This is a genomic window from Nocardia yunnanensis (assembly GCF_003626895.1).
In the GTDB taxonomy this organism is placed as follows: domain Bacteria; phylum Actinomycetota; class Actinomycetes; order Mycobacteriales; family Mycobacteriaceae; genus Nocardia; species Nocardia yunnanensis.
Genome location: NZ_CP032568.1, coordinates 5,890,247 through 5,917,157, shown reverse-complemented (window position 1 = coordinate 5,917,157; position 26,911 = coordinate 5,890,247). Strand labels below are relative to the sequence as shown.

The 26,911-nt window shown below is 69.5% G+C and carries 30 protein-coding genes; 21 read left to right on the top strand and 9 right to left on the bottom strand.

Going from position 1 to position 26,911, the window contains the following annotated elements; translation table 11 throughout:
- Positions 1–58 precede the first annotated feature (58 nt).
- Complete coding sequence (locus D7D52_RS27995) at positions 59–781, top strand: hypothetical protein (protein WP_246023342.1); 723 nt, start codon at positions 59–61, stop codon at positions 779–781.
- Here D7D52_RS27995 and D7D52_RS27990 read toward each other — a convergent pair.
- Complete coding sequence (locus D7D52_RS27990; protein WP_120744522.1) at positions 778–1,563, bottom strand: IclR family transcriptional regulator; 786 nt, start codon at positions 1,561–1,563, stop codon at positions 778–780. The two genes, D7D52_RS27995 and D7D52_RS27990, sit on opposite strands and share 4 nt — an antisense overlap.
- A gap of 124 nt (positions 1,564–1,687) precedes the next feature.
- On the opposite strand from D7D52_RS27990, the gene D7D52_RS27985 reads away from it, so the two are divergent.
- The 5 genes from D7D52_RS27985 (at position 1,688) to D7D52_RS27965 (ending at position 7,487) form a co-directional block, all read left to right on the top strand.
- A complete protein-coding gene (locus tag D7D52_RS27985; RefSeq protein ID WP_120741099.1) occupies positions 1,688–2,167 on the top strand; it encodes a flavin reductase family protein in 480 nt (159 codons plus the stop codon).
- Positions 2,164–3,453, top strand: a complete 1,290-nt coding sequence (locus tag D7D52_RS27980) for an acyl-CoA dehydrogenase family protein (protein ID WP_246023340.1) — start codon at positions 2,164–2,166, stop codon at positions 3,451–3,453. Before D7D52_RS27985 ends, D7D52_RS27980 begins: the two co-directional genes overlap by 4 nt.
- On the top strand, positions 3,450–4,838 hold the full coding sequence (locus D7D52_RS27975; protein WP_120741092.1) for an aldehyde dehydrogenase family protein: 1,389 nt from the start codon (positions 3,450–3,452) through the stop codon (positions 4,836–4,838). The genes D7D52_RS27980 and D7D52_RS27975 overlap by 4 nt, the downstream gene beginning before the upstream one ends.
- On the top strand, positions 4,835–5,977 hold the full coding sequence (locus tag D7D52_RS27970) for an FAD-dependent oxidoreductase (protein ID WP_120741090.1): 1,143 nt from the start codon (positions 4,835–4,837) through the stop codon (positions 5,975–5,977). Before D7D52_RS27975 ends, D7D52_RS27970 begins: the two co-directional genes overlap by 4 nt.
- A gap of 97 nt (positions 5,978–6,074) precedes the next feature.
- A complete protein-coding gene (locus tag D7D52_RS27965; RefSeq protein WP_120741088.1) occupies positions 6,075–7,487 on the top strand; it encodes an aldehyde dehydrogenase family protein in 1,413 nt (470 codons plus the stop codon).
- A 185-nt stretch (positions 7,488–7,672) separates the two neighbouring features.
- On the opposite strand, the gene D7D52_RS27960 is transcribed toward D7D52_RS27965, so the two are convergent.
- Entirely contained in the window at positions 7,673–8,332 is a 660-nt protein-coding gene (locus D7D52_RS27960; protein ID WP_120741086.1) for an SDR family NAD(P)-dependent oxidoreductase, read from the bottom strand.
- Between the two features lie 153 nt (positions 8,333–8,485).
- On the opposite strand from D7D52_RS27960, the gene D7D52_RS27955 reads away from it, so the two are divergent.
- On the top strand, positions 8,486–9,310 hold the full coding sequence (locus D7D52_RS27955; RefSeq protein ID WP_120741084.1) for a helix-turn-helix transcriptional regulator: 825 nt from the start codon (positions 8,486–8,488) through the stop codon (positions 9,308–9,310).
- Positions 9,311–9,569: 259 nt separating this feature from the next.
- Positions 9,570–9,941: a peptidase inhibitor family I36 protein gene (locus tag D7D52_RS40425; RefSeq protein ID WP_425464694.1), complete on the top strand. Its 372-nt coding sequence runs from the start codon at positions 9,570–9,572 to the stop codon at positions 9,939–9,941.
- A gap of 76 nt (positions 9,942–10,017) precedes the next feature.
- Here D7D52_RS40425 and D7D52_RS27950 read toward each other — a convergent pair whose 3' ends face one another.
- Positions 10,018–10,239, bottom strand: coding sequence for a hypothetical protein (locus D7D52_RS27950; RefSeq protein ID WP_120741081.1), 222 nt, complete (start codon positions 10,237–10,239; stop codon positions 10,018–10,020).
- Positions 10,240–10,515: 276 nt separating this feature from the next.
- Between D7D52_RS27950 and D7D52_RS27945 the strand changes: the two genes are divergently transcribed.
- Positions 10,516–11,127, top strand: coding sequence for a phosphodiesterase (locus tag D7D52_RS27945; RefSeq protein WP_162958597.1), 612 nt, complete (start codon positions 10,516–10,518; stop codon positions 11,125–11,127).
- 35 nt (positions 11,128–11,162) lie between these two features.
- Here the strand turns inward: D7D52_RS27945 and D7D52_RS27940 are convergent, their stop codons facing one another.
- The 4 genes from D7D52_RS27940 to D7D52_RS27925 are packed head-to-tail and all read right to left on the bottom strand — an operon-like array spanning position 11,163 to position 14,111.
- Positions 11,163–11,729, bottom strand: coding sequence for a neocarzinostatin apoprotein domain-containing protein (locus tag D7D52_RS27940; protein ID WP_120741077.1), 567 nt, complete (start codon positions 11,727–11,729; stop codon positions 11,163–11,165).
- Positions 11,730–11,734: 5 nt separating this feature from the next.
- Entirely contained in the window at positions 11,735–12,142 is a 408-nt protein-coding gene (locus tag D7D52_RS27935; RefSeq protein ID WP_120741075.1) for a neocarzinostatin apoprotein domain-containing protein, read from the bottom strand.
- 20 nt (positions 12,143–12,162) lie between these two features.
- Positions 12,163–12,765 (bottom strand): neocarzinostatin apoprotein domain-containing protein, encoded by a 603-nt coding sequence (locus tag D7D52_RS27930; protein WP_120741072.1) that lies wholly within the window; start codon positions 12,763–12,765, stop codon positions 12,163–12,165.
- Positions 12,762–14,111 carry a hypothetical protein gene (locus D7D52_RS27925; protein WP_120741071.1) on the bottom strand — a complete coding sequence of 450 codons (1,350 nt, stop codon included), beginning with the start codon at positions 14,109–14,111 and terminating at the stop codon, positions 12,762–12,764. Before D7D52_RS27925 ends, D7D52_RS27930 begins: the two co-directional genes overlap by 4 nt.
- Before the next feature lie 312 nt (positions 14,112–14,423).
- On the opposite strand from D7D52_RS27925, the gene D7D52_RS27920 reads away from it, so the two are divergent.
- Genes D7D52_RS27920 through D7D52_RS27885 form a run of 8 tightly spaced genes read left to right on the top strand, consistent with a single transcriptional unit; the run spans position 14,424 to position 22,125 of the window.
- The gene (locus tag D7D52_RS27920) at positions 14,424–16,070 is read left to right on the top strand and encodes a nitrilase-related carbon-nitrogen hydrolase (RefSeq protein WP_120741070.1); all 1,647 of its coding nucleotides are present in this window, start codon (positions 14,424–14,426) and stop codon (positions 16,068–16,070) included.
- On the top strand, positions 16,067–16,876 hold the full coding sequence (locus D7D52_RS27915; protein WP_120741068.1) for an oxidoreductase: 810 nt from the start codon (positions 16,067–16,069) through the stop codon (positions 16,874–16,876). The genes D7D52_RS27920 and D7D52_RS27915 overlap by 4 nt, the downstream gene beginning before the upstream one ends.
- Complete coding sequence (locus D7D52_RS27910; RefSeq protein WP_246023339.1) at positions 16,873–17,820, top strand: alpha/beta hydrolase family protein; 948 nt, start codon at positions 16,873–16,875, stop codon at positions 17,818–17,820. Before D7D52_RS27915 ends, D7D52_RS27910 begins: the two co-directional genes overlap by 4 nt.
- Before the next feature lie 9 nt (positions 17,821–17,829).
- Positions 17,830–18,951, top strand: a complete 1,122-nt coding sequence (locus D7D52_RS27905; RefSeq protein WP_120741064.1) for an aromatic ring-hydroxylating dioxygenase subunit alpha — start codon at positions 17,830–17,832, stop codon at positions 18,949–18,951.
- Positions 18,948–19,637, top strand: a complete 690-nt coding sequence (locus D7D52_RS27900) for a hypothetical protein (protein ID WP_120741062.1) — start codon at positions 18,948–18,950, stop codon at positions 19,635–19,637. Before D7D52_RS27905 ends, D7D52_RS27900 begins: the two co-directional genes overlap by 4 nt.
- Entirely contained in the window at positions 19,634–20,545 is a 912-nt protein-coding gene (locus D7D52_RS27895; protein ID WP_120741060.1) for a hypothetical protein, read from the top strand. The genes D7D52_RS27900 and D7D52_RS27895 overlap by 4 nt, the downstream gene beginning before the upstream one ends.
- Complete coding sequence (locus tag D7D52_RS27890; protein ID WP_120741058.1) at positions 20,542–21,351, top strand: SDR family oxidoreductase; 810 nt, start codon at positions 20,542–20,544, stop codon at positions 21,349–21,351. Before D7D52_RS27895 ends, D7D52_RS27890 begins: the two co-directional genes overlap by 4 nt.
- Before the next feature lie 30 nt (positions 21,352–21,381).
- Positions 21,382–22,125 carry a maleate cis-trans isomerase family protein gene (locus D7D52_RS27885; RefSeq protein WP_120741056.1) on the top strand — a complete coding sequence of 248 codons (744 nt, stop codon included), beginning with the start codon at positions 21,382–21,384 and terminating at the stop codon, positions 22,123–22,125.
- Positions 22,126–22,190: 65 nt separating this feature from the next.
- On the opposite strand, the gene D7D52_RS27880 is transcribed toward D7D52_RS27885, so the two are convergent.
- Positions 22,191–23,084, bottom strand: a complete 894-nt coding sequence (locus D7D52_RS27880; protein WP_120741054.1) for a DUF4437 domain-containing protein — start codon at positions 23,082–23,084, stop codon at positions 22,191–22,193.
- Between the two features lie 96 nt (positions 23,085–23,180).
- Between D7D52_RS27880 and D7D52_RS27875 the strand changes: the two genes are divergently transcribed.
- Both D7D52_RS27875 and D7D52_RS27870 read left to right on the top strand, forming a co-directional pair.
- Positions 23,181–23,750, top strand: a complete 570-nt coding sequence (locus D7D52_RS27875; protein ID WP_120741052.1) for a TetR/AcrR family transcriptional regulator — start codon at positions 23,181–23,183, stop codon at positions 23,748–23,750.
- Positions 23,751–23,785: 35 nt separating this feature from the next.
- Positions 23,786–24,529, top strand: a complete 744-nt coding sequence (locus D7D52_RS27870) for a maleate cis-trans isomerase family protein (protein WP_120741050.1) — start codon at positions 23,786–23,788, stop codon at positions 24,527–24,529.
- A 2-nt stretch (positions 24,530–24,531) separates the two neighbouring features.
- On the opposite strand, the gene D7D52_RS27865 is transcribed toward D7D52_RS27870, so the two are convergent.
- A complete protein-coding gene (locus D7D52_RS27865) occupies positions 24,532–25,386 on the bottom strand; it encodes an HpcH/HpaI aldolase/citrate lyase family protein (protein ID WP_120741048.1) in 855 nt (284 codons plus the stop codon).
- 147 nt (positions 25,387–25,533) lie between these two features.
- Here D7D52_RS27865 and D7D52_RS27860 point away from each other — a divergent pair, with 147 nt between their 5' ends.
- Both D7D52_RS27860 and D7D52_RS27855 read left to right on the top strand, forming a co-directional pair.
- The gene (locus D7D52_RS27860; RefSeq protein WP_120741046.1) at positions 25,534–26,478 is read left to right on the top strand and encodes an alpha/beta fold hydrolase; all 945 of its coding nucleotides are present in this window, start codon (positions 25,534–25,536) and stop codon (positions 26,476–26,478) included.
- 156 nt (positions 26,479–26,634) lie between these two features.
- A complete protein-coding gene (locus tag D7D52_RS27855; protein ID WP_120741044.1) occupies positions 26,635–26,904 on the top strand; it encodes a GlsB/YeaQ/YmgE family stress response membrane protein in 270 nt (89 codons plus the stop codon).
- Positions 26,905–26,911: the final 7 nt, after the last annotated feature.

Sequence of the window (26,911 nt, the reverse complement as noted above, 5' to 3'; positions counted from 1 at the left end):
AAGCACCGACGCTTCGCTCGATCCGCCTACCTTCGCCGCTCGACTCTTTCGTCTCATCGTGGTTAGGAACGACATGGGCCCGCATCACTACGGCTGGTGGATTCTGTTGCACCTGGTGCTGTTCGTCTTCTGGCTGGGCGGGGATCTGGGGGTGTTCTACTCCAGCCGGTTCGTCATCGATCCGGCGCGCACCCCGGCGGCGCGGGCGACCGCGCTGGCGATCATGAGCGGGCTGGATCTGGGGCCCAAGATCTGCCTGGTGCTGTTTCTGCCCAGCGGCGTCACGTTGATGGCCATGGCGCCGCACGGGGCGACGCTGTTCGGAATCGCCCTGTTCCCTTGGTGGTTCGTGGTGTCGGTGTGGTTGTTCGCGGCGGTCTGGTTGACGTTGGCGATCGTCGCGCACCGGACGCACGGGCGGATCGCCTCGGTGTACCGGGCCGATCTGGGCATCCGGTTCCTGGTGATCGCGGGCATGGCGGCGGCCGGGGCGTACACGCTGGTCGCCACGAACCCCTTCGGCGTGACCACCGATCCGCGCTGGCTGGGCGGCAAGATTCTGCTCTACACCGCCGCCATCGCCGCCGGGCTGGGCATTCGGATCACCTTGCGGCCCTTCGGCGCCGCGTTCGGCCGTCTCCAGGTGGAGGGTTCGAGCGCCGAGGTGGAATCCGTGCTGCGCCGCAGCGTGAACGGCTGCCTGCCCTATGTGTGGGTGATCTGGGGCAGCGTGCTCACGGCCGCGGCGCTCGGGGTGTTCAAGCCGGGCGCGAAACTCTAACCGCTGTAACCGAGCTGGGTCGACAAGGCGCCGGCGGCCTTGAGCAGCATCGGGACGTACTCGTCCAGGCGCGGCTCGAATCGCGACAGCGGGCCGCACACGCTCACCGCCGCGACCACGCCGCCGTCGTGATCGAGAATGGGCGAGGCGATCGAGGCCGCGCCGATCTGCCGCTCCCCCAGCGAGACCGCGTAACCGCGCTTGCGGATCGTGGTCAGCTCGGCGCGCAGTTTGCGCTGCGAGGTGATGGTGGCATCGGTGAACGCGCTCAGCTCGTGCCGGCCGAGATACTCGTCGATCTCCTCCTTGCGCAGATAGGCCAGGATCGCCTTGGAGGAGCTGCCCGCGTGCAGCGGATACGGCTGTCCCAGTGCGACTTCCATGCGCAGTTCCTGATCGGGCACCACCTGGTCCACGTACATGCGCGTGTCGCCACGCCGGATGGACAGGGTCGCGGTCTCGCCGGTGAGGGTGGCCAGTCGCCGCAGTTCCGGGCCGGCCATCACCCGAAGATCGGTGCGCGCCAGATACGCCCGCCCCAGCGCCATCGCGGCATGCCCGAGCGCGTAGCGGCGGGTGGTGGGTTCCAGCGTGATGAGTTCGCGGCTGCGCAGGGCCGTGAGTATGCGGTGCACAGCGGCTTTGGTGATGCCGAGCTCATTGGCGATCTCGGTGACCCCGAGGTCGGCGCGGCCGCTGCGGCCGAAGAGCAGCAGCACGTCCATGGCGCGTTCGACCGCCGCGATCGACCGGCTCTGGCTGTCGGATTCGGTTTCGGGCACGCGGCCAGTGTAGGCGGCGCATTTCCCTGTGGGAAACACCATCCCCCATTGTTCCGCTTGCGCCCACCCCCGCCCAGCGTTACCTTGTGCGTAACGGCGTTTCCACTACCGAAACGGGGCAGAGATGGAGCCGCAGTATCTCCGGACGGTGCTGGCGCAGTGGGCGACCGGGGTCGTCGTGGTCACCACCCACGCCGAGGACGGGGGCCGCCACGGCATGACCGCCAGCTCGTTCACCAGTGTGGCGCTGGATCCGCCCCTCGTCTCGGTATGCGTGGCATCCGGCGGCGCCACCTGCCGATTGATCCGCGCCAGTGGGGTTTTCGCGGTCAACGTACTCGGCCGCGACCACGAGGAGATCGGCCGCCGCTTCTCCGGTCCCGCCCGCTCCGACCGGTTCGCGCTGGGCGACTGGGGAACGGCGACCACCGGCGCGGCCGTGCTGTCCGATGCCGTCGCCTGGGTGGATTGCGTGGTGGCGGCGTGTTATCCGGCCGGCGATCACACCATCGTGCTCGGGCTGGTGCAGGACGCCGCCACCCCGCGTCCGACCGCCCCGCTCATCTATCACGACCGCACCTATCACGAGGGGATCACCCGATGACCACCGCAGAGCTGACCGGACAACGACTGGTCGAGGACATGACCGCCGCGGAACGCGAACGCGCGCAACGGGTGGAGTCGGTGCTGCCGGCCCTGCGCGCCGCCGCCGAGCAAGCCGATGCCAGCGCCGCGTTTCCGGCGTCGCATGTGTCGCTGCTGCGGGAGGCCGGGCTGCTGGGGCTGGTGGTGCCGGAGAAGTTCGGCGGGCTCGGGGGCACGCTGCGCGATCTGGCGGCGGCCACCTTCGCCATGGGCACCGCCTGCCCGTCGACCGCATTGGCGTATTTCTTCCACAACACCAGTGCCTCACGGGGTTTGCTGCCGTTGGAGGCGATCGACGCGGGCCTGTTCGACGAGGCCGAGATTCCGGTGGTGCGGGCCTTCGCCGAGAAGGTGCTGACCCGTATGGGTGAAGGCGTGTGGCTGGCCAACTTCGCGTCCGAATCGGTGAAGACCTCGGGCGCGAACATCACCATCGCCACCACGGCGCGCAAGGTCGATGGCGGCTGGATTCTCAACGGCGAGAAATCTTTCGGCTGCGCTACCGGAGTCGCGGACTACTATCTGACCTCCGCCAAGCTGGAGGGATACGACACCGCGGAGGGACTGGCGACCTTCTTCGTGCCCCGCGACGCGGCAGGGGTGAGCGTGCGCGCGCCGTGGGACGGGTTGGGGATGCGCGCCACCGCCAACAACGGTATCCGGCTCGACGACGTGTTCGTCGCCGACGACGAAGCCCTCGGTGTGCCGAAGGCTTTCACCAAGATGCTGACCATGAGCCGGGGTAGTTTCGTGGGCAATCAGCTGGCCATCGCGGCGGTGTACACCGGGTGCGCGCAGCGGGTCTACGACGAGATCCTCACCGCCACCACGACGCGGCGCTTCGCCGACACGGGCGAGTCGATCGCGTCCTCGCCGGTGCATCAGGTGTTGTTCGGGGAGATGACACGGGATCTGCGAACCGCCTATCTGTGGCTGCGGTATCAGCTGGCGGTGGAGACCGCGGAGGTGCCGTTCAAGCCCAAGCAGGAGGTCTTCACCCAGTGGCGGCTGGGCAAGGGGGCGGTGACCGAGGCGTGCTTCCGGGTGGCGGTGGGCGCGCTCAAGGCGGGCGGGACGTCGGCGGCCTCGATGACGGGGGTCGCGGGGCGGGCCGTGCGGGATCTGGCGATGGGTCTGGTCATGACCTTCCCGGCCGAGCGCGGCATGCTCGAGGTGGCGCGCATCGTCACCGACGCGCACGCCAACGAATTGTTCGCCACCGCACCCTCGGAGGTCGCACGATGACCGTACCGCTGCCCGAACTTCGTGATCTCGTGGACGGCGAATGGAGTACGCCCGGGGTGAAACTCGCGGTGACGCTGGAGGATCCGGCCACCGGCGCCGAGCTGGCGGCAGCGGTCGCCACCGCGCCCGCGCAGCTCGAGCGGGCGCTGGCGGTCGCCGATCGGGCGTCGGGGCGTATCGACGCGGGAATGCTCGACGCGATCGCCGACGCGCTCGAGCCTCGGGTGGAGTACCTCGCCCAGCTCGATGCCTTCGCCACCGGTGTTCCCGTGCGCCAGACTCGGCCGCTGGGCGCGATCGTGTCCGGTTCATTCCGGCTGGCGGCGGCGCAACTGCGGGCGGGGGCGCTGCGCGAGGATCGCGACGGTGTCGAGGTGCATCGGCTGCCGCTGGGTCCGGCCCTGTGTCTGGTGCCGTGGAACGCGCCCGCGCCCATGGCCGCGCACAAGGTGGCCAATGCGCTCGCGGCGGGTTGTCCGGTGATCCTGAAGGTGAGCGAGCTGACGCCCTACAGCGCGGTCGTGCTGGCGCAGGCCATTGCCGAACACGTGCCGGCGGGCATGTTCCAGCTGGTGCACGGCGATGCCGAGACCGGGGCGCGGCTGGTGGCCGATCCGCGGATGCGGGCGGTCTCGTTCACCGGGGGTGTGCCGGGCGGGCGGGCGATCGCGGCGGCGTCCGCTCCCCTGTTTCGGCCCTGTCAGCTCGAATTGGGCGGTAACAATCCGCTGGTGGTGCTGCCGGACGCGGATCTCGATACGGCGGCGCGGATGGCCGCCGAACTGCTGACGACCCTCAACGGGCAGTGGTGCCGCGCGCTGGGCCGGTTGATCGTGCCGGCGGCGCGGTCGGCCGAGCTGCTCGAGGCGATCGGGAAACGGCTCGAAACCCTCTGCGTGGGTTCACCTTTGGACGAGACGACCGAGCTGGGCCCGCTGGTGCATTCCCGGCACGTCGCCGCGCTCGCGGCGGCGGTGGCGGGGCGCGAGGCACAGCGGTTCGGGACGATGCCGGAGCGTGGCAACTTCTTCGCGCCCGCCCTGCTCGACGGCGATGCGCCCGAGGAGATCTTCGGTCCGGTCGCCGGGGTGGTCACCTACGAACGGGTCGAGGACGTGGTGAGCATCGCCAATGCCGTCCCGTACGGGCTGGAAGCCTATGTGTGCGGGACGGATACGGAGTTCGCGCTGGCGGTCGCGCGCGGGATTCGCGCGGGCGAGGTGAAGGTGAACGGCTCCTCGATCATGAGCCTGCACCTCATGACGCCGCGGCCCGCGTGGGGTGTGTCCGGGCTGGGCGAGGAGGGGACGGCGGAGACGTTGCGTTTCTTCACCGGCGCTCGCGTGGTCGGCGTCGAGGGCCGCTTCGCCCTGCACAGCTCATGAGCACCGTCGTGATCGCCGGGGCGGGCCCGGTCGGGTTGACCGCCGCGCTGGTGCTGGCGCGGCGCGGCATCGATGTCACCGTGCTCGAGCAGGGGCCCGAGTTGGCCGCGGAATCGCGGGCCTCCACCTTTCATCCGCCCACGCTCGAAATGCTGAGCGAGATGGGTGTGGTGGAGTCGCTGTTGCGGAAAGGATTGGTCGCCAAGACGTTTCAGTATCGTGAGCGCGGCGGCGCGGAGATCGCCACCCTGGATCTGGGCGTGTTGGCGAACGATACCGACTTCCCGTTCCGGGTGCAGTGCGAGCAGTCCAAGCTCACGCCGATCCTGCTCGACGCGCTGCCCGGCGGTGTCGACGTGCGCTTCGGCCATGCCGTCGAGGACGTCGCGGCCGATCCTTCGGGGGTCCGGGTGACGACCTCGCGTGGAATTCTGCACTGCGACTGGCTGATCGGCGCGGACGGCGCGCATTCGGCGGTGCGCCGCGGGTTGGGCGCGGATTTCGAGGGCAGCACCTATCCCGAGCGATTTCTCGTCGCCTCGGTCTCCGAGGATCTCGAATCCGCGCTGCCCGGCATCGCACCCATCAACTATGTCTTCGATCCCGACGAATGGCTGGTGCTGCTGCGGACGCCGGATCACTGGCGGGTGCTGCTACCCACTCCGGCCGATTCCCCCGACGAGCTCGAATTGGGCCGGCTGGCCGGACGTTTGGACGGTGTCGCCGACCTGGGGCGGCCGTGGCATATCGCCCACGCGTCTTTGTACCGCGTGCACGAGCGGGTGACCAGTCGGTTCCGCGACGGCCGGGTGCTGCTCATGGGGGATGCGGCGCATGTGAACAACCCGCTCGGCGGGCTCGGCATGAACAGCGGCATTCACGACGCCGTGCGCATGGCCGGCGCGCTCGCCGAGCTACTCGCGGGTGCGCCAGACGCCGTGCTGGACCGGGCGGCCGAGGCGCGGCGCACAGTGGCCGTCGACCACGTACAGCGCACCAGCCGTGCCAACTGGTCCGGCCTCCACGGCCACGACGACGAGTATCGACGCGGGCTCCGCGCTCTCGCCACCGACCCCGCCGCCGCCCGCGCGTATCTCCGCCGCGCCTGCCTGATGGACTCCCTGGAGGCGACCGCATGACAGTCGACACCGAGAACCGCGCGCGATGTGCTGGACACTTGGGTGCTCACGCCCGTCGGCGCCGCACCCGCCTTCTGGACACACTGGAGGCGACCGCATGATGATCCCGCGCGAGAACCCCGCGCGCCCAAGCGAACTCGTGGGCACGATACCGGTCACCCCGCTCGCGGCGGTGGATGATCTGGTGGAGACCGCGCATCGGCGGTTTCACCGCTGGTCGGCGGTGCCGTTGCCGGATCGGCTGCAACGGATCTGGGTCGCGGCGGACGCCATCGACGCCGAACGCGATGAGCTGGCCCTGCTGCTGGCCCGCGAATCAGGCAAGCCGGTGGCCGATTGCCGGGGTGAAATCGGTTTCGCCACCACCTATCTGCGCTGGCTCTGCGATCAGGCCCCGTCGGTGTTCACCGGGACCGAGTTCGACGACGCCCGGGGCCGGCTGCGGCTCACCCCCGCCCCGTTCGGCGTCGTCGCCGCCATCACCCCGTGGAACGCACCGATCATCCTGTCGCTGCTCAAACTGGGGCCGGCCCTGGCCGCGGGAAACACGGTGATACTCAAGCCCTCCCCGCTGGCCCCGCTGGCGGTCACCCGGGTGGCGGACCTGCTGCCGGAGACGACAGTCGTCCACGGCGGCCCCGATCTGGTGCACGCGCTCATCGCGCACCCGCGCGTGGGCAAGATCGCCTTCACCGGCGGCGACGCCGCGGGCCGGGCCATCGCCGCCGCGGCGGGTCAGGCGCTCAAACCCGTGCTGCTGGAGCTCGGCGGCAACGACGCCGCCGTCTTCCTCGACGATTTCGCCTTGACCCCGGCCGATTACGACCGCCTCGTGCTGGCCTCGTTCGCCACGTCCGGGCAAGTGTGCATGGCCGCCAAGCGCCTCTACGTCCCCGACCACCGCGCATCGGAGTTCGTCGAGGCGTATCTGGCTGCCGCACAACGCATTCTGCTGGTAGGCGACCCCACCGAGGAGGCCGTCACCATGGGCCCGGTCGTCACCCGCGCCGCCGCCGATCGGCTCCGCGCCCTGATCACCGACTCCGCCGCCCACGGCGGCGAAGTCATCACGCTGGCGAAGAGCCCCGGAGGGGAGGGCTACTTCGTCGACCCGGTCCTGGTGCTCGGCCTCCCCGACCACGCCGCCCTGGTCCGAGACGAGCAATTCGGCCCGGCCGTCCCGCTTCTCACCTATCGCACCGAAGACGAAGTCGTCTCCCGCGTCAACGATTCCGATCTCGGCCTGGGCGCCTCCGTCTGGTCCGCCGACGAATCCCGCGCCTTCGACTTCGCCACCGCCCTGGAAGCGGGCTTCACCTTCATCAACACCCACAACCGCACCGGCATGTCCCTGCGCGCCCCCTTCGGCGGCACCAAACGCAGCGGCCACGGCCGCGAATACGCCGAAGAGGGCCTCCGCGAATACATCCAAACCACCGTCACCCACGCCCCCGCCCCCTTCCGCCCCGGCGCCGCGGGCCTGCCCGCCCGCGCCTACCCAACCTCCTGAGAATTCACCCGCACCGAAGGACGAGCATTTCCACTTCCCGACTGCGCCTTCACCCCAACCAGCGCCAGGGTGCTCGTCGGGCCGCAACATCGGCTGACCAAGATCAAGGAGTCGTCAGCGCGAGAATTTGTTCGAATTTCCGCGCTGGGAACTCCCTGATCTTGGTCAGCCTTTGGGTGGCGCTGTCAGCGCAGGACGGTCAGTGGCTGGCCGCGGTCGGTGTGCATGCACCACAAATGCTGGGCCACCGTGTCTGGTTCGTGGAGGGCGCCGGGGCCCAGGGGGCCTACGATCGTGATTTGGGCGGCGTGTATGCCCTGGGGGGCGAGGGCGTCGTGGAGCATACGCACGTAAGCGGATTCGGCTGCGTAGGCGATTGCCGATACCGCGCGGTCGCGGTGGGGTTCGACGGCGGCGCCCCCGGTGGTGAACAGCAGGGTGCTGTTCGGTTGGTTGCGCAGGTCGGGCAGGACGGTTCGCACGGCGGCCGCGGCGGCGACGACATTCAACGACAGCGCGTTCGCGAGGTCGGAGGGTTCGGTGTCGAGCACCGGTTTGATCCACGACAGGCTGGGGCGTGGGCTGAACAGCGCCACCTGGATCGGACCGAGTTGTTCGCGCAGCGCACCCAGGGACGCCTCGAGTGCGCGGGGGTCGGTGATGTCGGCGGACTCGGCCGAGGTCGTGATGCCGTCGGAGGTCAGGTCGGCGGCCATCGCCGCCAAGCGGTCGGCGTCCCGGGCGACCAGGCCGACGGCGTGTCCCGCGCGGCCGAACCGGCGAGCCGCCGCGGCGCCCAGGCCAGGGCCCGCACCGATTACGACGAAAGCGCCTGTGTTGCTCATGCTTTCACCAGGCCCGTGCTCGACGAAGTCTGCGTTTCGTTCGTTCGACATGCCTTCATGGCACCAGCGGGCCCGCGAGCGTGCCACTCCCCCGTGAGGGTGGCTCTCGCAGGGTCAGCTTCGCGAATTCGCCTGCCGGTAGAGTCGTCGAGGATGACTCTCGACGACAACCAGCTCGGTGCCTTCCTGCGCAGCCGCCGGGAGAAAGCCGACGCCGCCTCCGCCGGCGTCATCGACACCACACGACGTCGAGTCACGGGACTGCGCCGTGAGGAACTGGCACTGCTGGCCGGGGTCAGCCCCTCCTATTACACCCGTATCGAGCAGGGCCGCGACCGGCATCCCTCCCGCGAGATCCTCGAGGCCCTGGCCCGCGCACTGCACCTGGACGACACCGAGCGAACCTATCTATGGTCCCTCGCGACACCGCCCCTCACCCCCACCGGCAACCACCCCGCCCCCACCGTGCGCCCCGGCCTGCTGCAACTGCTCGAACGCTGGACCGACCTCCCCGCGTTCGTCGTCAACCCCGCCCGCGACGTGCTGGCCGCCACCGACCTCGCCTCCCGGGTCAACCCGGCATGGACCGCCGGACACAATCTGATCGAGTTCACCTTCCTCGACCCCCGCGCGCCCCAGGTCTACCCCGACTGGAACGACATCACCCAGCAAGCCGTCGCCGGCCTGCGCGCCACCGCCGCCACCCGCGGCACCGAACTCGCCCCCTTCATCGCCGACATCCGCCGCCGCAGCGAAACCTTTCGCGCCCTGTGGGATTCACACGACGTCTACGACCGCGTCAGCGGCGCCAAACGACTACGCGTCGACAACATCGGCATCCTCCACCTGAACTTCGAAACCCTCGCCGCCACCGGCCCCGAGGGCCACCTGCTCTACATCTACTTCCCCCACCCCAACAGCCCAGACGACCAAGCACTACGCACCCTCCGAACGGCCATTTCAGCCACGACGACGTAGCGGAAGTCCAACGGGCAGTGGTGGTTCAAGGCAGGGGGGCGGGTTCGGCCGATCCGATGAACTACCGGTCCGTTTCGACACACCGAGGAAGCCGGTGCCGGGTTGCTTACTATGCCGGGTTACGGGACCTTGGGTTGTTTTGCGCGATGAGGCCTTCGGCCGGCGGCGGTCCATGTGACCATATCCATGCAGTGCCTTCAGTACTGATTCGGTTGTGACGGAAGGGTTTTGATATGCCCCCAACGCTGGAAAAGCTCAGCTGTTCGTAGACAGCAACTACAAAGGAAAGAGCGGCACGCTCGACGTAGGCGAGTACAACATCACCCGTCTGAAGGAAAAGGATCAGGCCGGCAACGACACCGTCAGCTCGCTGAAGGTCGCCCCCGGCTACGTCGTCATCGCCTACACCGACGCCGACTTCCGCGGCGACAGCAAGGAATTCACGGCCGACACCCCTTATGTCGGTGACGCGTTCAACGACAAGATCTCCTCAGTGAAGGTACGGGCTGCCAGCGCCGGGAAGGCTGCCGACACCGACAAGCCTGCCAAGGACGACGAGGACGGGCCCTACATCTTCTCTGCGGAAAACGGCGACGACTGGTTCTACTTCGAGGACTCCACATCCGAATAGAGACCGGACAACGGCGGCGGGCGGACTCCAATCCGCCCGCCTGCAGCGCAGTGGGTGATCGAGTTGGTGCGGGACTCTATTCGGTGTCGCCCAACCAGGTTGCGGGCAACCGCTCGTATAGTTCCGGCGGAAATTCGGCGGAGCGCTTGCGGGCGAAGGTGGCGTACACATCGCCGTATCGCGTCGGGATCAGCAGCGCGGTGAACTGGTCGAGTTCGGTGTCGCACCAGCGTTGGAGCAGCGCGAAGAACTGTCTGATTTCTGCATCAGTCATCGGGGCGCCGGAATTGTCTGCCATGTCCAGAGATTAGATGCATCGCTTTGTGGGCTCGGCGGCAAAGCGCACTCGGGCTGGTCGGCGGGGTGGCGGCTCGAGGGTGTGGGGGTTGGTGGGGTGGGTATTGCGGTCGGGTCTGTGAGGAACTGTTCGGGAGGGCTTATGTCTCAATCCATTGGCGGTCGGGTGCAGCGGTCTACGGGGGTTGTGGGGGTGGCGGACTCTGTGGTTTCTACGGCTTTCGATGTGGTGGCGCGGTTGCGGAGGGGGCGGGTGTTTCATCCGGAGGGGCGGTGGGTGACGGGGGTGTTGCGGGTGGGGGATGCTCGGGTCGCGGAGTTGATGGGGGGTGCGGAGCGGGCGGTGGTGGCGCGGGTGTCCAAGGGGACGGGGTTGCCGGGGCGGGTGCCGGATGTGTTGGGGCTGGCGGTTCGGGTGGTGGATCGGGAGGGGCGGCCATGGGATTTCACGTTTGCTACCGCGGCTACGGTGCCGTTCTTGCGGTGGGTGCCGGTGCCGGTGCGCGGGTGGGATGCGGCGCATTACGGGAGTCTCATGCCCTATCGGTTCGAGGGCGGGCCGGTGACCTGGTTGTATGCGCAACCCGTTGGGGAGCAACCGCATTCGGCGGGGGTGGAGGATTTCGTCGCGGGGCTCGCGGAGCATCCGGCGGAGTTCACGTTGCTCGAGCGGCCGAGTAGCGGGCCCGGGCGGATTCTCGGGAAACTCACGCTCATCGAACCGGCCACCGGGGATGTTCCGGACTATGTCGATCCGGTGCTCAATCATCCCGCCGAGGTGGAGTTGCTGCCCGAGGCGCTGGCCAAGGTTCGGGAATGGGCCTATGCCGGTAGTCGGGAGGGGCGCGGCGGCGGCAAGGTGGATGCCTTGCCGCCCGCGCGTCTGTGAAGGTGACACTCGGGTGAGGCCCGAGCTGGCGCGGGTCAGGTCCGGCGGCCGCGCCGGAACAGGGCCACGGCCAGCGCCAAGGCGAGCACGACGATGACGATGGATCCGCCCACCACGTAGGCGGTGGTGTGCGAGGAGTGGGTATCGCTGTCCGGGGCAGCGGTTTTCGACGGCTTGGGCGTGGTGAAGGTCAGCGGCACCGAAGCCAGGATGGCATTCGGATTGGTGAGGCTGGTGACGGCGAGGGCGCACGCGCCGGGTGCGGTGGTGCAGTCCACGCCGCCGATGGAGGCCGTCAGCAGGATGGTGTTGCCGCGCTCACCGGGTTTCCACACCCCGGCGGCGTCGGCGCTACCGAGCAGGGAGGCACTGAGATTGCAGTCGGTGGGCAGCGCGATCTGCGCCTTGCACTGGCCGATGGCGACGGTCGGCATATTGGCGGGCAGCCCGTCGAGGGCAACGGTGATGATCTCGCCGACGGTGACGTCGCCCGCGGGCGTGGGATGCAGGACGGGTGCGGCGGTGGCGGGCGGGGCGAAGGCCAGCAGCGCGGCGGCCGTGACCGCCGCGCCCGCGACACCCCGGAAGATGTTGCGTCTCATAGGTTTCACCCGAAGCTGAGCGGCACCGAGGCCAGGATATTGTTCGGATCGGTCAGGCTGGTCACCGCGATGACGCACGCGCCCGCGAACGCCGTGCAGTCCACGCCGCCGACGGAGCCGACGAGCGTGACGCTGCCGGGGTACCAGTTGCCCTGATCGTCGGCGGTGCCCAGCAGCGAACCGCCCAGATTGCAGTCGGCCGGACCGCTGATCTGCGCCTTGCACTGCCCGACCGCCACCGACGCCAGATCGGGCGCGAGCCCGCTGACCGACACGCTGATCGACTGCCCGGCCGCGACCGCACCGGACTGGCTCACCGACACCGAGGCCGCCTGGGCGGGCGCCCCGCCGAACAGGCCGACGGCCGTGAGCCCAGCCAGCATCGCGCCGAATGGGATGCTTCTTCGAAACATGGTCCCCTCCTAGGGATTCACTACAGCCTGCGCCGATCGGCGAAGGCGATTCCGGCGACGAGGACCAGCAGGCCCGCCGTCACCGACCACAGCACCGCGGACGGACCGCGGGTCTCGGTGGATGTGGATGCCGCGGCGACGCTCACCGGCACCGCGGTCGCCGGCGCCAGCTGCGCACCCGCAAACGCCATGGGTGTGGCGGCGGAATTGGCGGCGATCACCGCCGCCGGTTCGGTGCCCGGCAGCGGCGCGGCGGCCACCACGCATTGCTGACGCAGGCAGTCGATCTCCTTGAACCGCGGATGCAGCGTCAGGGTCAGGGTTTTGAAGGTGCCGTCGCCGGCGATATTGACGAAGGTGGCGCCGCCGTCGAGGTCGCAGTCGTGCAGGCCGTTGGTGAAGCCCTGCTTGCACAGTCCCACCGCCACGGCCGCGAGTCCGGCCTGAAAGCCGCTGCCGCTCACCGTGACCCGCTGACCGTCGCGCAGATCGGTGGTCGCGCTGATCTGCAAAGCCGCGGGCTCGTCGGCCAAGGCAGGCGACACCGGTCCGGCCAGGGCGGACACGGCCGCCGCCGCGGCGAACGCGAGCGCGATCCGCCCCCGCGTGACTACGCATTTCATCGTGCGCCTCCTTCGATCGGCAGAACGGTGGCGGTCCGCGCGGCCGGCACCGATCCGGGGTGCGGGATCAAGCGGGTGGTGAGCACCGCGGCCGCCAGCACCGGAATGCTCGCCAGGGTCAGCGCGGTCCCGGTCCCCCACCACCGCGAAAGACCAGCGACCGCTCCCAGCCCGGCCGCCGCGCCACCGGCGAACGCGAGGGCGGTCACCGCACTGTAGGTGCGCACCGCGGAGTCCGGAACCTGTTGTCGCACCAGCGAATCCACCGTGGCCAGCACGCGTACGGTCGCGGCCACGCTGACCGCCATCCCGACGGTCAGCCGCCACGGGCCGGGTGCGGTCGCCACCAGCAACGGCCCGCCCGCGGCGAGGATCAGCAATGGCGCGAGCGCGGACGCCCGATACCCGCGCACCGACGCGACCACCAACGCCACCGCGAGGGCCGCTCCGACATATCCGCACTGATGCGCGTCGAGCACTTTCCAGCGGAAAAGCAGCAAATGCAGTGCAGGCAGAATCGTCGCACCCATCACGAATCCCACAGCGGCACAACAGCTCCCAGCCCAGCGCAGCGGTTGTCCGGTCGGCGCTCCGACCGCGACCCCGACGACGCGGACCTCACCGCCCGGAATCACCGGATCGGACGCCACGGTTTCCACCGACTCGCCGCCGCCGAACGAGACGATCGCCGCACTACCGAGCGAGGCAGCCGCCGCGCTGCCGGGTGGGGCAGCTGCCGCATTTCCAGGTGAGGCAGCTGCCGCACTACCGGGCGAGGTGGCCGCCACGCGACCGCGTTGGGCAGAGCCGGGGCGCCCGGGCGCACGAGTCGGCGGATCGAACACCGCCAGAACGCATCCCGCTGTCGCCGCCACGCCGCCCGCGACGATCAGCGGCAAACCCGGATTCTCGGCGCACGTCCCGGCCAAAGCGGCTCCCGCGAGCCCGCCCGTCGCCATCAGAAAATAGAACTCGCGCGCAGGCACGACCGCGCGCGCCGCGACCAGGAGGGGTCCGGACAGCGCACCGGCGACCAGGACTCCGCACGTCAGCGCGGGAATCGCGGAAATCGCCCCGGCCACAACGGCTCCCGCACCCGCCAGCACCGCGGCCACGCCGACGCGGCGACCGGTGGTCAGCAGACGCCACTGCCAGGCGGGCAGCACCCCGATGGCGGCGAGCACGCCGGCGGTCAAGGCGACATATCCGACCACGGCGCCCGGCAGTCCGACCACTCCACCGAGTGGCTTGGCCAGCAACACGATCGCGAATCCGGCCATCGGACCCGCCGCCGCGGCGGCCACCGCCCACAGCAATCCCCGTCGGCCGCTACAGTCGCCGGCCATGTCAGGCCGCCTCGTTCGGGTGGGCTGGGATGTTCAGGGGTGCGTTCGGTGTCGTCATGCCTCACCTCCAACGCGTTTCGCAGATCGAAACACGGTTTCGCAGTTGCCATATTGAACCCGCGACCGGGATGGCTGTCAAGCGCGAAGGCGCACGTAACCGCCTGGAAACAGGCACTTTTGACCGGCGCGCCGATTCGCCGGCGGCGAATCTCGGCGCTCCACTGGACAGATGTGCGAGCCGGGTACAGAATCGCAACTATTGGAAACAGCGTTTCGTTGTACGGAACACGATCCGTCAGGAGGTCCGCGTTCATGACGCGAGTCGCCGCCGCCCAGCTCGCCGCGGGCACCGATGTCGCGGTCAACCTCGAGACCTGCCTGCGCCTGATCGACGCCGCGGCCGACGCCGAGGCCGAACTGGTGGTGCTGCCCGAATTCTGTAACCACCTATCGTGGTACACCGACCGGTCTCATGCGCGCCGAATGGCGTGCCGGATCGGAGATCCGTTCCTGCGCGCCATCGCCGGCCGCGCGGCCCGCCACCGCATGCACGTCAAGATCGGCGTCACCCTGGCTCGCGACGACGGCCGCACCACCGGCACCAGCCTGCTGTTCGGTCCCGACGGCACCCTGCTGGGCGAGTCCGACAAGCAGATCCTGATGGGCGCGGAGAACGATCATCTCGATTGCGGCGACACCGATTCCGAGATCGTCGAGACCGCGCTGGGCCGGATCGGCATGTACGCCTGCATGGAGGGCGTGGTGTGCGAGGTGCCGCGCTCGCTGGCCGTCCGGGGCGCGCAACTGCTGCTCAACAGCCTCAACTCCTTCGCCACCGACGAAGCGAGCCTGCACATTCCGGTACGCGCGGCCGAGAACAAGGTGTGGGTGGTGGCCGCCAACAAGGTCGGCCCCCTGCTGCCGGAGCAGTTGCTGCCCGATATCGCGGCCCGGCTGGGCGTCCCCGCGGAGCGGCTGCGCGGCGCCGGGGAATCACAGATCGTCGCCCCGGACGGCACCACCGTGGCCCGCGCCCCGGCGGACGGCGAGGCGATCGTGGTGGCGGACATCGACATCGACCGGGCCGACGACAAACGCCGCCCCGACGGCACCGACCTGCTGGCCGCACGCCGCCCCCGCCTGTACTCGCCGCTGGCGGAGATTACGCCCCGCCGCAGCGGTCCGGGCGCGCCGACACTGTCGGTCGCGGCCGTGCGACCCGATCCCGCACTCATCGCCGAAACCGCCGGCGCGGGCGCGCAATTGATCGTCCTGCCCGAAACCACCGGTGCGGCCACCCCGACGATCGACGCGGTGGTCGCGGCGCTGCACGACACGACCGCACACGCGGTTCTGACCCGCCGCGAGGGCGCCGCCCTGGTGGGCGTGCTGGTCAACGCCGCCGGCGTCGTCGGCCGGCAGCCCGCGCTCCACCCCACGCACCGCCACCCCTGGCTGACCGAGCCGGGCACCGCACTCGAGATCTTCGAATTGCCCTGGGGCCGCTTGGCGCTGGTGGTCGGCGACGACGCGGTCTTCCCGGAAACCTTCCGGCTGGCCGCGATCGCGGACGCCGATGTCGTGGCCGTGTCGCGCACCCGGGGCGAGGCGTGGGAGACCCGCCTCGGCCTGCCCGAGCGGGCCGCGGAGAACCGCCTCAATGTGGTGGCGGCAGCGCTGGATCCGACGGGCGCGCTCGACGCCGCCGTCTACGCGCTCAGCCCCGACTTCACCCTGTGGACCCCCTGGCAGGGCCCGTTCACCGGCGTGATCAGCCACCCCGAGATCACCACCGCGCCCGCGGGCGCCTCCCATGTTTCCGCCCTGGTGCGCCCGGCGCAGGCCGTCGAGCGCGCCGTGTCCAGGGGTACCGATCTGGTGGCCGGGCGGCCGCGCGCCGCCACCGTCGCCCTGATCCGCGAACCCGCCATCGTGACAACCGAACCGGAGCAACCATGAGCGAAACCGTCCAACACGTCGAGCAGATGGTCGACGCCAACCCCAGAACCGATGTCACCGAGACCTTCTCGGAATGGCGTGACCTGCTGACCGGCCTGCGGGCGCGCATCGCCGACCGCTTCGAACTCACCCGCGACCCCTCGACCGAGGATCTGGAGTCCTACGGCGATCCCGCCACCGGCCCGTCGGGCAGCCTGGCCGCCTACACCGGCCCGGAGATCGATTGGCTGGTGCATTCCTGGATCGGCGATCCCCGAACGGGTTTCGTGAACCTGCATCTCACCGCGTGGCTCGGCCCGCACGTGCGCGTCCCGCATCTGGGTTCGGCGCTGCTGCTGTGGCCGCAGGGCTGGTTCTACGTCGACGGGGTGCCGCGCGGCGATCTGGTCGGCGACGGCGAATACTACGACCGCTATTACGCCGACGCCGACGAGCCGTGGCTGGCGTTCAAACAGGATCATCCCGACTTCACCTGGTTCACCAGCCGCACCGGTTTCATCCGCGCCAGTCTGTCGCCGGTGGCCTACTGCTATTCGTTCCCGCCGACGCGCCCCAATCTCGACACCGTCGAGACCTTGCTGACCGCCAAGGTCGAGCAGTGGCTGGGCTGGGTGGACGCCGCCGAGCCGGTGCCGGCCGCCGAACGCGAGGGGCTGGCCGCCCGCGACCTGCGCATCCGCCGCAATATCGCCGAACGTGACCCGGCGAATGTCATGGGCGAGCGCATGTTCGGGCCCGAGTTGACCCAGCGCCTGGTGCGCGCCCTGTGGGGCGGGGACCGCGTGCTGCCGAGGCCGGTGGGATGAGCATGCGACTGATCCGCTCCCTGTGGTGGTCGGCGCGCACCGACGGTGACGCGCCCTTCGACACCGCGCATCTCAAGGTCTACTACCCCGCGATCGCCTCCGGCGACGACGCCGAGCGTCTGACCGGGGTGTTCGCCCCCGATCCCGCCGATGCGCCGTATCCGGTGGTGCTGCTGCTGTCGGGGGTCAATGTCGGCCAGGATTCCTATCGCCGCTTCGCCACCGCCCTGGCCGAATCCGGTTTCGCGGTGGTCACTTTCGACCGGGTCGCCGAGCTCTTCGGCGGTCAGCGCGGCCTCACCCCGGGCGTGGATCTGGCCGCCGCCCGGCCGGACGCGTACGGCACCCGGCCCACCTGCCCCACCATCCCGGCCCTCCTCGATGCCGTGGCCGCACTCAACGAGACCGAACCTTTGCGTGGCGCACTGGATTTGGATCGCGTCGCCCTCGGCGGTCATTCCGCCGGCGGCACCGTGGTGTTGCAGTCGGCCCGTTTCTTCCCGTCGGTGCGCGCGGTGTTCGCGTGGGGCGCGCACACGATGGTCGCCACCATGCTGGGCTGGGATCCAGGCACGGTATTGCCCGCGCAGGTGGAGTGTCCGGTGCTGCTGGGTGTGGGCACCAACGACGGGGTGATTAGGGGCAGCGCCGACCGCTACGGCGAAGGTGAGGATCGCCCGGATCCGGTGGCGCGCACCTTCGCCGAGGCGCTGCCCGACGGCGATCATCTGCTCGCGGTCGTGCCCGGCGCCAACCATTTCGGCATCGCCGACGCCGACCCGACCGCCGCGCGCGCCTTCCTGGACGGGCCCGCCGAGGCGGACGCCCTGGCACCCTTCGCGCGGCTCACCTCCCTGTTCCTGCGCACCCACCTGCGGGACAGCGCGACCGCGCGCGAAGAGCTCGCGGGTTTCGACGACGGACTGCTGCTCGAGCGGCGCTGAGGAGATCGCGTGCTCAAAAACTTCTGGTACGCCCTGGAATTCGCCGACAAGGTGGGGCGCGAACCTCGCCGGGCCACCTGTCTCGGCCAGGAATTCGTGCTCTACCGCACCGAGGCGGGCACGCCGATATGCCTGTCGGATCTGTGTGTGCACCGCGGCGGCTCACTGTCGATGGGCACGCTCAACGGTGACTGCATCGCCTGCCCGTATCACGGCTGGCAGTACGACAGTGACGGCGCCTGCGTGAAGATCCCGGCCAATGCGTCCGAACGCAAGATTCCGCGCAAGGCCCGGGTGGACGCCTACCCGGCCGTCGAACGCCACGGCATGGTGTGGGCGTTCCTCGGCGATCTGCCCGAGGACGAGCGGCCGCCCATTCCGGACATTCCGCAGTGGGGCGATCCGGCCTTCCGGGCCGTGCAGACCGAGATGGTGATCGACGCCAACTACGAACGCACCTTCGAGAACGTCGTGGACGCCTCGCATACCCCGTTCGTGCACGGCACCGCGTTCGGCAATCCCGCCAAGCCCGAGATCCCGGATTTCCGTATCCGTTCCGACGACTGGTCGGCCGAGGCCGACATCCAGCTCAGCCCGCCACCGCCGAAGGGCTTGTGGGGCTGGCTGTCTCGCAACAAGCCGCGCCCGGAGTACGTGACCGTCACCAACGGCTGGTATCTGCCCAATGTGGTCAAACTGCATGTGCGGCTGCCGATCGGCGATCTGATCCTCTACGACTTCAATATCCCGCTGTCGCAGGATCGGACGCTGGTCAAGATTCTGGGGTTCCGCAATTTCTTCACCGGCGCGTGGGCCGACCGTGATGCCCGCAAACGCATCGAGAAGATCCTGTTGCAGGACCGCCCGGTGGTGGAAGCCCAACGGCCCGAACTGCTTCCGTTCGATCTGTCCGACGAACTGCATGTCCGCAGCGACGGCTTGCAGGTCGCCTACCGGCGCCGGCGCGCCCAGCTGATCAAGGACGGCTGGTGGGTCGGCGGCGACGACGTGGTCACCGGTGGCGCGCCCCAGCGCAGCGCGACCATCATCGCCTCGCCGGCGCGCCGCGACAATCCCGAACTGGCCAGTGCCTGGGTGCACAAGGCCCGCAATCCAGGAGATCCCCGATGAGCCTGCCGGCCGCGCTCAGCGCGCGCACCCTCGACACCCTCACCTCCGCCCTCGGCATGACCGTCGCCGACGATGTGCCCCTGACCAGCACCATGTCCCCGGAACCGGTGGGGCGGCTGCGCGTGCTGCGCGGCGGCCCGATCGACAAGATCGTGACCGTCGATCTGGTGGTGCCGCCCATCGGGCTGGACTCTCACATGATCTTCGCGTTCACTGGAAAGGATTCGGCGGTACCGCATTTCACCCTCGACTCGGTGTACGGCGGCGACTACTTCGCCATGCATCTGGATCTGATTCCGCGCGCGGATCTGGCGGTGAACCTGGGCTACCTCGACGCCTGCTATCTGCCGCTGACCCCGCTGCTGGACGCGGCCTGGCAGATCGATGGCGTCTCCGCGGCCGCCATCGGTCCCCGCCAGCGCGCGCTCATGTCGCCGTGGATGGTGGTGTGCCGGGCCACCGAACCCGCGTTCGAGAAGCTCGGCGACACCGTCGCCGCCTATCTGGAGCACTGGTTGAGCCTGGTGGACAAGGGAGTTCCCACACCCGAGGCCGATCTGGCCGCCCGCGACAGCGCCAATCGGGCCAATCTGTTCAGCCCCGAGGTCGACCCGGTCTGGAACCAGGTCACCCGGTTGCTGGGCGCGGAACAGTCCGAACGGGTTCGAGGGGAGCTGCGCGCGTGAACACCACACCCAGTGAATGGCAGCAGCGCATCGCCGGCGAATGGATCGGGCGGCCCTCGCTGTTCGACGCCGAGGGAGTGTGGCTGGGGTTCGAGGACATTCGCCGCTCCTCGGTCTTCGACAACGGCGCCACCACCTACTACATGGACGGCGGTCTCACCGGCGGCGGCAAGCTCGCGGGCCGCTTCGCGCTGGGCGCGCCGTTCGAGTTCGGGGTGCAGGACAACGGCGGTGACCGCGTCTACACCGGGCCCGACTTCTACGGATCCGGGCAGCCCTACGGCGGTTTCGTCGACGCCAACTACTACGGGCCCGGTTGGCAGGTGTCGCTCAACACCTGGAACCAGACCATCGGCGACACCCAGGTGTATTCCTCGGTGCTGTATCAGGGTCCGGCCATGATCGGGGTGTTCAACGGCCTCTACACCCGCGATCCGGCGCTCGCCGAGCAGCGGGTGGACACCGAGACCCGCTGCGGTGCGGTCACTTTCACGGTGCCGACCAAGGACGAGAGCGTCTACGCCGGCGATCTGGAGCTGTGGACCGCCGATCAGATCGACATCGGCAAGACCCGGATGCGATTGAGCATCGAACCGCTGGATCTGCTCACCGCCGAACACCACCTGAGCATGTCGGGGGTCATCGAATCCGATTCCCGCATCACCATTCGCCGCGACGGCGCGCGGTCGTTCCACGAAGGACCCGACGTCTACGGCAACGGACTCGCCTACGGGCGCGCCAATTTCGTGCGCCTGCACCAGAGCGACGGCCGACGCCTGACCGGGCGCGAATTCATGATGAACGCCGAACCCGGCATGGGCTCGGGCTCCACGATGGCGGTGGTCTACGAACTGTTCGACCACAACCGGCTCGCGGTGGTCATGCACGGCGTCCTGGAGCGCGAATGACCACCGCGCGGGGCGGGAGCGGCCGGGCAGGGGACGGCCGCACCGTCGTCGTCACCGGCGGCACCCGCGGCATCGGGCTGGGCTTGGCGCGGGCACTGCTGGCGCGCGGGCATCGAGTCGCGGTGTGCGGCACCGACGCCGGGCGCCTCGAGGCCACGCGCGCCACCTTGGGTGACGCGGCGGCGGTCGTCGCGGCGGATCTCACCGACCGCGCGGCGGTCCAGGCGCTCTGGAACGCCGCGGTCGAACGGTTCGGCGGCGTGGACATCTGGATCAACAATGCCGGGGTCTCCCACGACCGCACCCCGCTGTGGCAGCTGCCCGAGGCCGAGGTCCGAAAGGTGCTCGACACCAACCTGCTCGGCGTCGTCAACGGGTGCGCGGTGGCCGTCGCCGGCATGGCGGCGGGTGCGGGCGGGCACGTCTGGAACATGGAGGGTCTGGGCAGCGACGGCCGGACCGTGCCGGGGCTCGGGGTGTACGGGGCCAGCAAGCGCGCGGTCACCTACCTCACCAAGGCATTGGCCGCGGAGGTGCCCGCGGGGGTATCGGTCGGCCTGCTGAGCCCGGGCATGGTCACCACCGACCTGCTCACCCACGGCTACGCCGACCCCGTCGAACTGGCCAAGGCGCGCAAGGTGTTCAACATCCTCGCCGACCGGGTCGAGACGGTCACGCCGTGGCTGGCCGAGCGCGCGGTCACCCGCACCCGCAATGGCGCGCACGTCTCGTGGCTGACCACCGGCAAGGTGGCGCGCCGCTTCGCCGCCGCGCCCTTCCGCACCCGCGACCTGTTCGCCGACTGACCGGCGCCCGCCGGAGAAGGAGATCGATCCATGCCCGACGTGCTGGGCTGGCGCGCCAAGTTCGGGGTGCTCGCCCCCTCCACCAATACCGTGGTGGAACCGGATTTCGCGCGCATGGGGGTGCCCGGGGTGACCGCGCACTTCGGCCGCATCCACATTCGCGACCAGAACATGAGCGACGACGCCGGCATGGGCCGGCTGCTGGAACAGATCCGCGCGGAGATCGTCGGCGCCTGCGAGCGGGTGCTGACCTGCGAACCCGACTACATGGTCATGGGCATGTCCGCCGAAACCTTCTGGGGCGGCGTCGAAGGCAACAAACGCTTCGTACGCCAGATCCAGGAGGTGACCGGGCTCGAGGTGGCCACCGGCGCGGAGGCGTGCCGGCGCGCGCTGGAACTGTACGGGGCGCGCCGCATCGGCGTGGTCACCCCGTATCAGCCGGTCGGGGACGCCAATGTGGTGCGGTTCTTCGGCGAACTGGGTTTCGAGGTGACCGCCATCGACGGATTGCGCTGTCCCACCGCCGCATCCATCGCCCATGTCACCGAGGACGAGTTGCGGGCCGCGCTGCGGCGCGTCGACGGGGACGGGGTGGACGCGCTGGTGCAGTGCGGCACCAACCTGTCGATGGTGCGGCTGGCCGACGAGGCCGAACGCTGGCTGGGCAAACCGGTGCTGGCCATCAATGCCGCCACCTGGTGGATGGCGTTGCGGGACAACGGGATCACCGATCGCATCGAGGGCGCCGGGGCGCTGCTGCGCGACCACTGAACGGCCACGAGAGTCCGGCCCCCTCCGATGCGATCGGAGGGGGCCGGTTCACTGCGTGACGGCCGCTACTGGTGCGTCGGATCCGCCCAGACGCCAATGGATTTCGAGCGCACCGGCTCGATCAACCGCGGCGGCACGGTATTGGGGAACTCCGGCCCCCAGTTGGTGGCGTCGCCGCTCATCACGACCTTGGCGTTGTCGGTGTACCAGTCGACCAGATCCGCGTCCGAGCGCACGATCCAGGTGCAGCCGCGCTCGGCGTCGGCGGTGAAATCGCCGTGGCGGATGAACGGGGGCCGCCAGAAGTAGGTGCCCGGCCACATGTTTCCGAAGTTGTACTCGAACGCGCCGTCGAGGCAGTACGCCTCCTCACTGCACGGGTGATGCGCCAGCGGTGCCTCGCGCCAGCCCGGCTTGGCCTTGATCAGGCGGGTGTAGAAGCCGGTCTTCTCGTCGCGGTGCAGCAGTTTGATGTACAGCCCGGGCACGGGTGTGCCGCCGAGATCGAAGCGCATCGGGCTGCCGTCCTTGACGTCGATCCAGGGCATGGCGGCCGAGTCCAGGACCACGAGTTTCTGGTCGGGGCGCACGAATTCGCGATCCGCGTCGGCGGGTTCGAAATCCCAGCCGGCGCCCTCGCGGAACAGCAGGATCTCGGTGCCCGCCGCGACCCGGATCGGCGGTGTCCACACCCCGGTCGGGGCCATCCAGAACCCCTCCGGTCCGAGTTCGGTGTCGCCGATGGTGACTCGGCCCGACAGGACGAACCATTCGGTCTCGGCGGCGTGCACGCCCGCGGGCCGTGACCAGTCGCTGGTGAAGCGGACCTTCAGCGAGGCCGAGCCGTCCTCCTCGTCGTAGCTGAGGTTGCGCTGTTCGGCGCTGCCGGTGGCGTGACCGAATTCGGCCACATGCCAGATGAGGTCTTTTTCGTCGATGAGTTCGACATGCGGGCGCATGAATCCTCCTGCGGGACGCGCTGTTTCAGGAAAAGTGTTTCCGATACAGAATGTAGTGCTTACCAATAAACAAAACAAGATGTATCGTTTATCCCCGTGAACAGACCCGGACGCCCGGCCGGACCGGCCACCGAGACCGCCGAGATCGTGCTCACCGCCGCACTGGAACTCGTGCTCACCGAGGGCGCGGCCGCGCTGACTCCGCAACGGCTGCACACGATCACCGGCGTCGCGCGCACGACCATCTATCGGCACTGGCCCGCACCCAAGGACTTTCTGGCCGCGCTCATCGCCGTCGCGCCGCACCCCTCCCCCGCGCCCACCGGCGATCCGATCGCCGACCTGCACGCCGAGGTCGACGGACTGTGTGATCGACTGCGCGACAAGCCCGTTGCCGCATTCCTGCGCGCCCTGGTGAGCGCCTCGGCCACCGACGCGGACTGCGCGGAACTGCGCCGGCGCTATGTCGGGGATCTACTCGCCCCGTTCCGCTCGGCCCTGCGCGCGGCGGGAGTGACCGACGAGTCCGAGATCGAGGACATCGCCCTGGGTGTCGTCGCGCCGCTGCTGGTCGACACGCTGCTCCTGGACCGCCCCGCCGATCGCGAGCGCGCGCACCGCGCCGCCGCGGAGGGTCTGGCGCGCAGCACGATTCATCACCTCTGAGATCCGCCACTCCGGCACGAGCAAGGAACAGCCACATGACCAATGCCGTGGGAACCCGCGCCGTCTTCGGTGTGATCGTGCCCAGCACGAACACCGTTGTCGAACACGACTATTGGCGCGCCGCGATACCCGGGATCGCCTATCGGGCGGGCTCGATGTACATCCCCTCCCCCGTCATGGGCGACGACGACGATTTCCAGGCCCTGCTCGGCCAGATTCGCGCCTCCATCGACACCGCCGTCCGCGACGCGCTCACCGCCGAGCCCGACCGCATGGTCATGGGCATGTCCGCCGAAACCTTCTGGGGCGGCGTCGAGGGCAATGCCGCCTTCGAGCAGCGGCTGCGCGCCCGCACCGGACTTCCGGTGACCACCGGCGCGAGTTCGTGCCGGGCGGCCTTGCGCGAGTTGGGTTGTCATCGCATCGCCGTGTTCTCGCCGTATCAGCCGATCGCGGACAAGGAGGTGGGGCGCTTCTTCACCGAGGCCGGTTTCGACGTCGCCGCCATCACCGGGCTGCGCTGCCCCACCGCCATGGACATCGCCCGGGTCGAATCGCCGCGATTGCGGGAGGTCGTCGCGGATCTGGACGGACCGGGGGTGGAGGCCATCGTGCAGGTGGGCACCAATCTGTCGTTCGTCGGCCTGGCCGAGGAGCTCGAATTCGAGCTGGGCAAGCCGGTGATCGCCATCAACGCGGCCACCCTCTGGCATGCGTTGCGCGAGCACGGCATCGACGATCGGGTCGCGGGCGCCGGGACGCTACTGCGCGAGCATTGACGCTACTGCGCGAGCATTGACGAACCGGCCGGCGTCTCGGCGTCGGCCAGCACCCGGCGGGCGCGGCGCACGACGGCCAGATCCACCATCCGGCCGTCCGCGTCCAGCACGATGCCGCCGGGCGCGGAGTCGAAGCGCGCCACCAGCTCGCGCGCCCGCTCCAGCTCGCGCGGCGAGGGCGTGAACACCTCGTTCACGATCGGCACCTGATCGGGGTGGATACAGGCCCGCCCGCGAAAACCCAGTCGCGCCAAGGCTCGAGTGGTGCGCCGGAGCGCCGCGGTGTCACGGAAGTCGGTGCTGACCGGGGCCAGCGGCGACGCGATGCCCGCGGCCGCACTGGCCAGCACGATCTGGGTGCGCACCGCGAGCAGTTCGGCCCGGTCGCCGCCGGGTTCGATGCCGGTGTCGGCGCACAGGTCCGCCTCTCCCAGCTGCAAGCGCGCCACGCGCGGGGCGGCCGCGATCGCGCGGGCGTCGAGGACGGCCGCGGCGCTCTCGAGCAGCGGGCACAGCGCGGTCACGCCGGGCCGCGGCTCCCGCGCCTCCAGGACGGCCGCCGCGGCCCGGACCCGTTCGGGGGATTCGGTTTTCGCCAGGCACACCGCCGCCACCCCCAGGGGCGCGACGGCGTGCAGATCCGCGTCGCCGAGCGCACCGGAATTCACGCGCACCCACACCCGGCGGCGCTGCGTGGTCAGCGATCGGACCCAGGCGGCGGCCGTCGCGCGCGCGGAGTCCTTGTCCCCCAGCGGCACCGCGTCCTCCAGATCGATCAGGACGACATCGGCGGGACCGGCCAGTGCCTTGGCGTACAGCTCGGGCCGATGACCGGGGACATAGAGCGCGGATCTCATGGGCCAACTCCTCACACCGGCAACGGGTCTCGCCGTATCATGCTGGAATCGAAACGCTGTTTCGATGAACGAAACATAATGGCAACGATGCGACGCTGTCCAGCGCATATCGTCGGCCCGAACCCTCCGACAGCACCTGGAGTCGCGATGATCCTCCGAGGTTCGGCTCTCGCCGTACTCGCCGCCGCCTGCCTCGCTTCCGTGACCGGAATCGCCCCGGCCACAGCGGAATCCACCCACCTGCCCGGCACCGTCGACCTGCCCTGCGCCACCACGATCCTGCATCAGCAGGCCGACTGGTACCTGCCGAACGGCGAACCCAAGGGTCTGGTGTGGCTGCAACACGGTTTCGCCCGCACCGGCGAGAATGTCGCCGCCCTGGCCGAAACCCTGGCCGGCAGCGGCTATCTCGTCTTCGCGCCGAGTCTGCCGTTCATGAACCTCTTCGGTTGCACCCTGCAGAATCTCGGCGACAACACCCCATTTCTCGACCAGGTCGCCCAGCTGTTCGCCACCGCGAACGATCCGGCCGGGCCGCTGGCCACCGCGCTGACCAATGCCGCCGCGCGCGCCGGGCGCACCGCACCCGCGCTGCCCCGGGGATTCGTGTTCATCGGCCACTCCGCGGGCGCGGAGGCGGTCGAATACGTCGCCCACCGCCTGCACGTCGCCGCCCCGGCCGCGTGGCCGAGCCTGCGCGGGCTGATCCTGCTGGACCCGGTGAAGTCGTTCCTCGGCACCAATACCGAATCGTCGCTCACCGACCTCGCCCCCACCGGGCTGCCCTTGCTGGCGGTCTCCGGGCCGCCGTCGCTGTGCAACAGTTTCGGCAGCGGCACCACCGCGCTGCAGAACCTGGTGCCGCGCGGCTTCCTCGGCGTGCGCCTGCCCGCGGGCGAGCACACCGACGCCGAGGGCATCAGCACCGATGGCATGGGCGAATTGCTCTGCGGCATACCGCAAACCGGGAACGTCGCCGCCCTCCAGCACCTGACCACCGAGTGGACCGCGCGGCTGTTGGACGGCGTGCCGCCCGAGGACTGCGCCGACGCCCAGGACGCGGCAGCCCAATGCTTGACCGGCACCGCCTGATTGCCCGACCGGCACCCGCCCGATCCATCAGCACGGGGCCGCCCCGGCAGCGAATCGGGAGCGACCTCCACCTGTCTGCATAACCCCGGATGGACCGGGTATGGCAGTGGCGGGCACGCCGGGCCGCCGGCGTCCCCTGACCGTGAGGAGAAAACCGTGCTCGGATTGGGCATCATCGGATGGATCGTGATCGGCGGGCTGGCGGGCTGGATTGCCAGCAAATTCATGGGAACTGATGGTCAACAGGGCATTTTCCTGAACATCGTGGTCGGTGTCGTGGGCGGGCTGATCGGTGGCTTCCTGTTGAAGCTGCTGGGCGTCGACGTCAACGGCGGCGGCTTGATCTTCAGCTTCCTGACCTGCCTGGGTGGCGCCGTCATTCTGCTGTTCCTCGTCGGCCTGGCCACGGGCCGGCGCAGGGTCTGATTCCTGT

What these genes read in the sequence shown, in the direction of transcription:
- D7D52_RS27985 (WP_120741099.1), top strand. Translation starts at nt 1,688, where the DNA reads ATGGAGCCGCAGTATCTCCGGACGGTGCTGGCGCAGTGGGCGACCGGG.
- D7D52_RS27980 (WP_246023340.1), top strand. Translation starts at nt 2,164, where the DNA reads ATGACCACCGCAGAGCTGACCGGACAACGACTGGTCGAGGACATGACC.
- D7D52_RS27975 (WP_120741092.1), top strand. Translation starts at nt 3,450, where the DNA reads ATGACCGTACCGCTGCCCGAACTTCGTGATCTCGTGGACGGCGAATGG.
- D7D52_RS27970 (WP_120741090.1), top strand. Translation starts at nt 4,835, where the DNA reads ATGAGCACCGTCGTGATCGCCGGGGCGGGCCCGGTCGGGTTGACCGCC.
- D7D52_RS27965 (WP_120741088.1), top strand. Translation starts at nt 6,075, where the DNA reads ATGATGATCCCGCGCGAGAACCCCGCGCGCCCAAGCGAACTCGTGGGC.
- D7D52_RS27960 (WP_120741086.1), bottom strand. Translation starts at nt 8,332, where the DNA reads ATGAGCAACACAGGCGCTTTCGTCGTAATCGGTGCGGGCCCTGGCCTG.
- D7D52_RS27955 (WP_120741084.1), top strand. Translation starts at nt 8,486, where the DNA reads ATGACTCTCGACGACAACCAGCTCGGTGCCTTCCTGCGCAGCCGCCGG.
- D7D52_RS27950 (WP_120741081.1), bottom strand. Translation starts at nt 10,239, where the DNA reads ATGGCAGACAATTCCGGCGCCCCGATGACTGATGCAGAAATCAGACAG.
- D7D52_RS27940 (WP_120741077.1), bottom strand. Translation starts at nt 11,729, where the DNA reads ATGAGACGCAACATCTTCCGGGGTGTCGCGGGCGCGGCGGTCACGGCC.
- D7D52_RS27935 (WP_120741075.1), bottom strand. Translation starts at nt 12,142, where the DNA reads ATGTTTCGAAGAAGCATCCCATTCGGCGCGATGCTGGCTGGGCTCACG.
- D7D52_RS27930 (WP_120741072.1), bottom strand. Translation starts at nt 12,765, where the DNA reads ATGAAATGCGTAGTCACGCGGGGGCGGATCGCGCTCGCGTTCGCCGCG.
- D7D52_RS27925 (WP_120741071.1), bottom strand. Translation starts at nt 14,111, where the DNA reads ATGGCCGGCGACTGTAGCGGCCGACGGGGATTGCTGTGGGCGGTGGCC.
- D7D52_RS27920 (WP_120741070.1), top strand. Translation starts at nt 14,424, where the DNA reads ATGACGCGAGTCGCCGCCGCCCAGCTCGCCGCGGGCACCGATGTCGCG.
- D7D52_RS27915 (WP_120741068.1), top strand. Translation starts at nt 16,067, where the DNA reads ATGAGCGAAACCGTCCAACACGTCGAGCAGATGGTCGACGCCAACCCC.
- D7D52_RS27910 (WP_246023339.1), top strand. Translation starts at nt 16,873, where the DNA reads ATGAGCATGCGACTGATCCGCTCCCTGTGGTGGTCGGCGCGCACCGAC.
- D7D52_RS27900 (WP_120741062.1), top strand. Translation starts at nt 18,948, where the DNA reads ATGAGCCTGCCGGCCGCGCTCAGCGCGCGCACCCTCGACACCCTCACC.
- D7D52_RS27890 (WP_120741058.1), top strand. Translation starts at nt 20,542, where the DNA reads ATGACCACCGCGCGGGGCGGGAGCGGCCGGGCAGGGGACGGCCGCACC.
- D7D52_RS27885 (WP_120741056.1), top strand. Translation starts at nt 21,382, where the DNA reads ATGCCCGACGTGCTGGGCTGGCGCGCCAAGTTCGGGGTGCTCGCCCCC.
- D7D52_RS27880 (WP_120741054.1), bottom strand. Translation starts at nt 23,084, where the DNA reads ATGCGCCCGCATGTCGAACTCATCGACGAAAAAGACCTCATCTGGCAT.
- D7D52_RS27870 (WP_120741050.1), top strand. Translation starts at nt 23,786, where the DNA reads ATGACCAATGCCGTGGGAACCCGCGCCGTCTTCGGTGTGATCGTGCCC.
- D7D52_RS27865 (WP_120741048.1), bottom strand. Translation starts at nt 25,386, where the DNA reads ATGAGATCCGCGCTCTATGTCCCCGGTCATCGGCCCGAGCTGTACGCC.
- D7D52_RS27860 (WP_120741046.1), top strand. Translation starts at nt 25,534, where the DNA reads ATGATCCTCCGAGGTTCGGCTCTCGCCGTACTCGCCGCCGCCTGCCTC.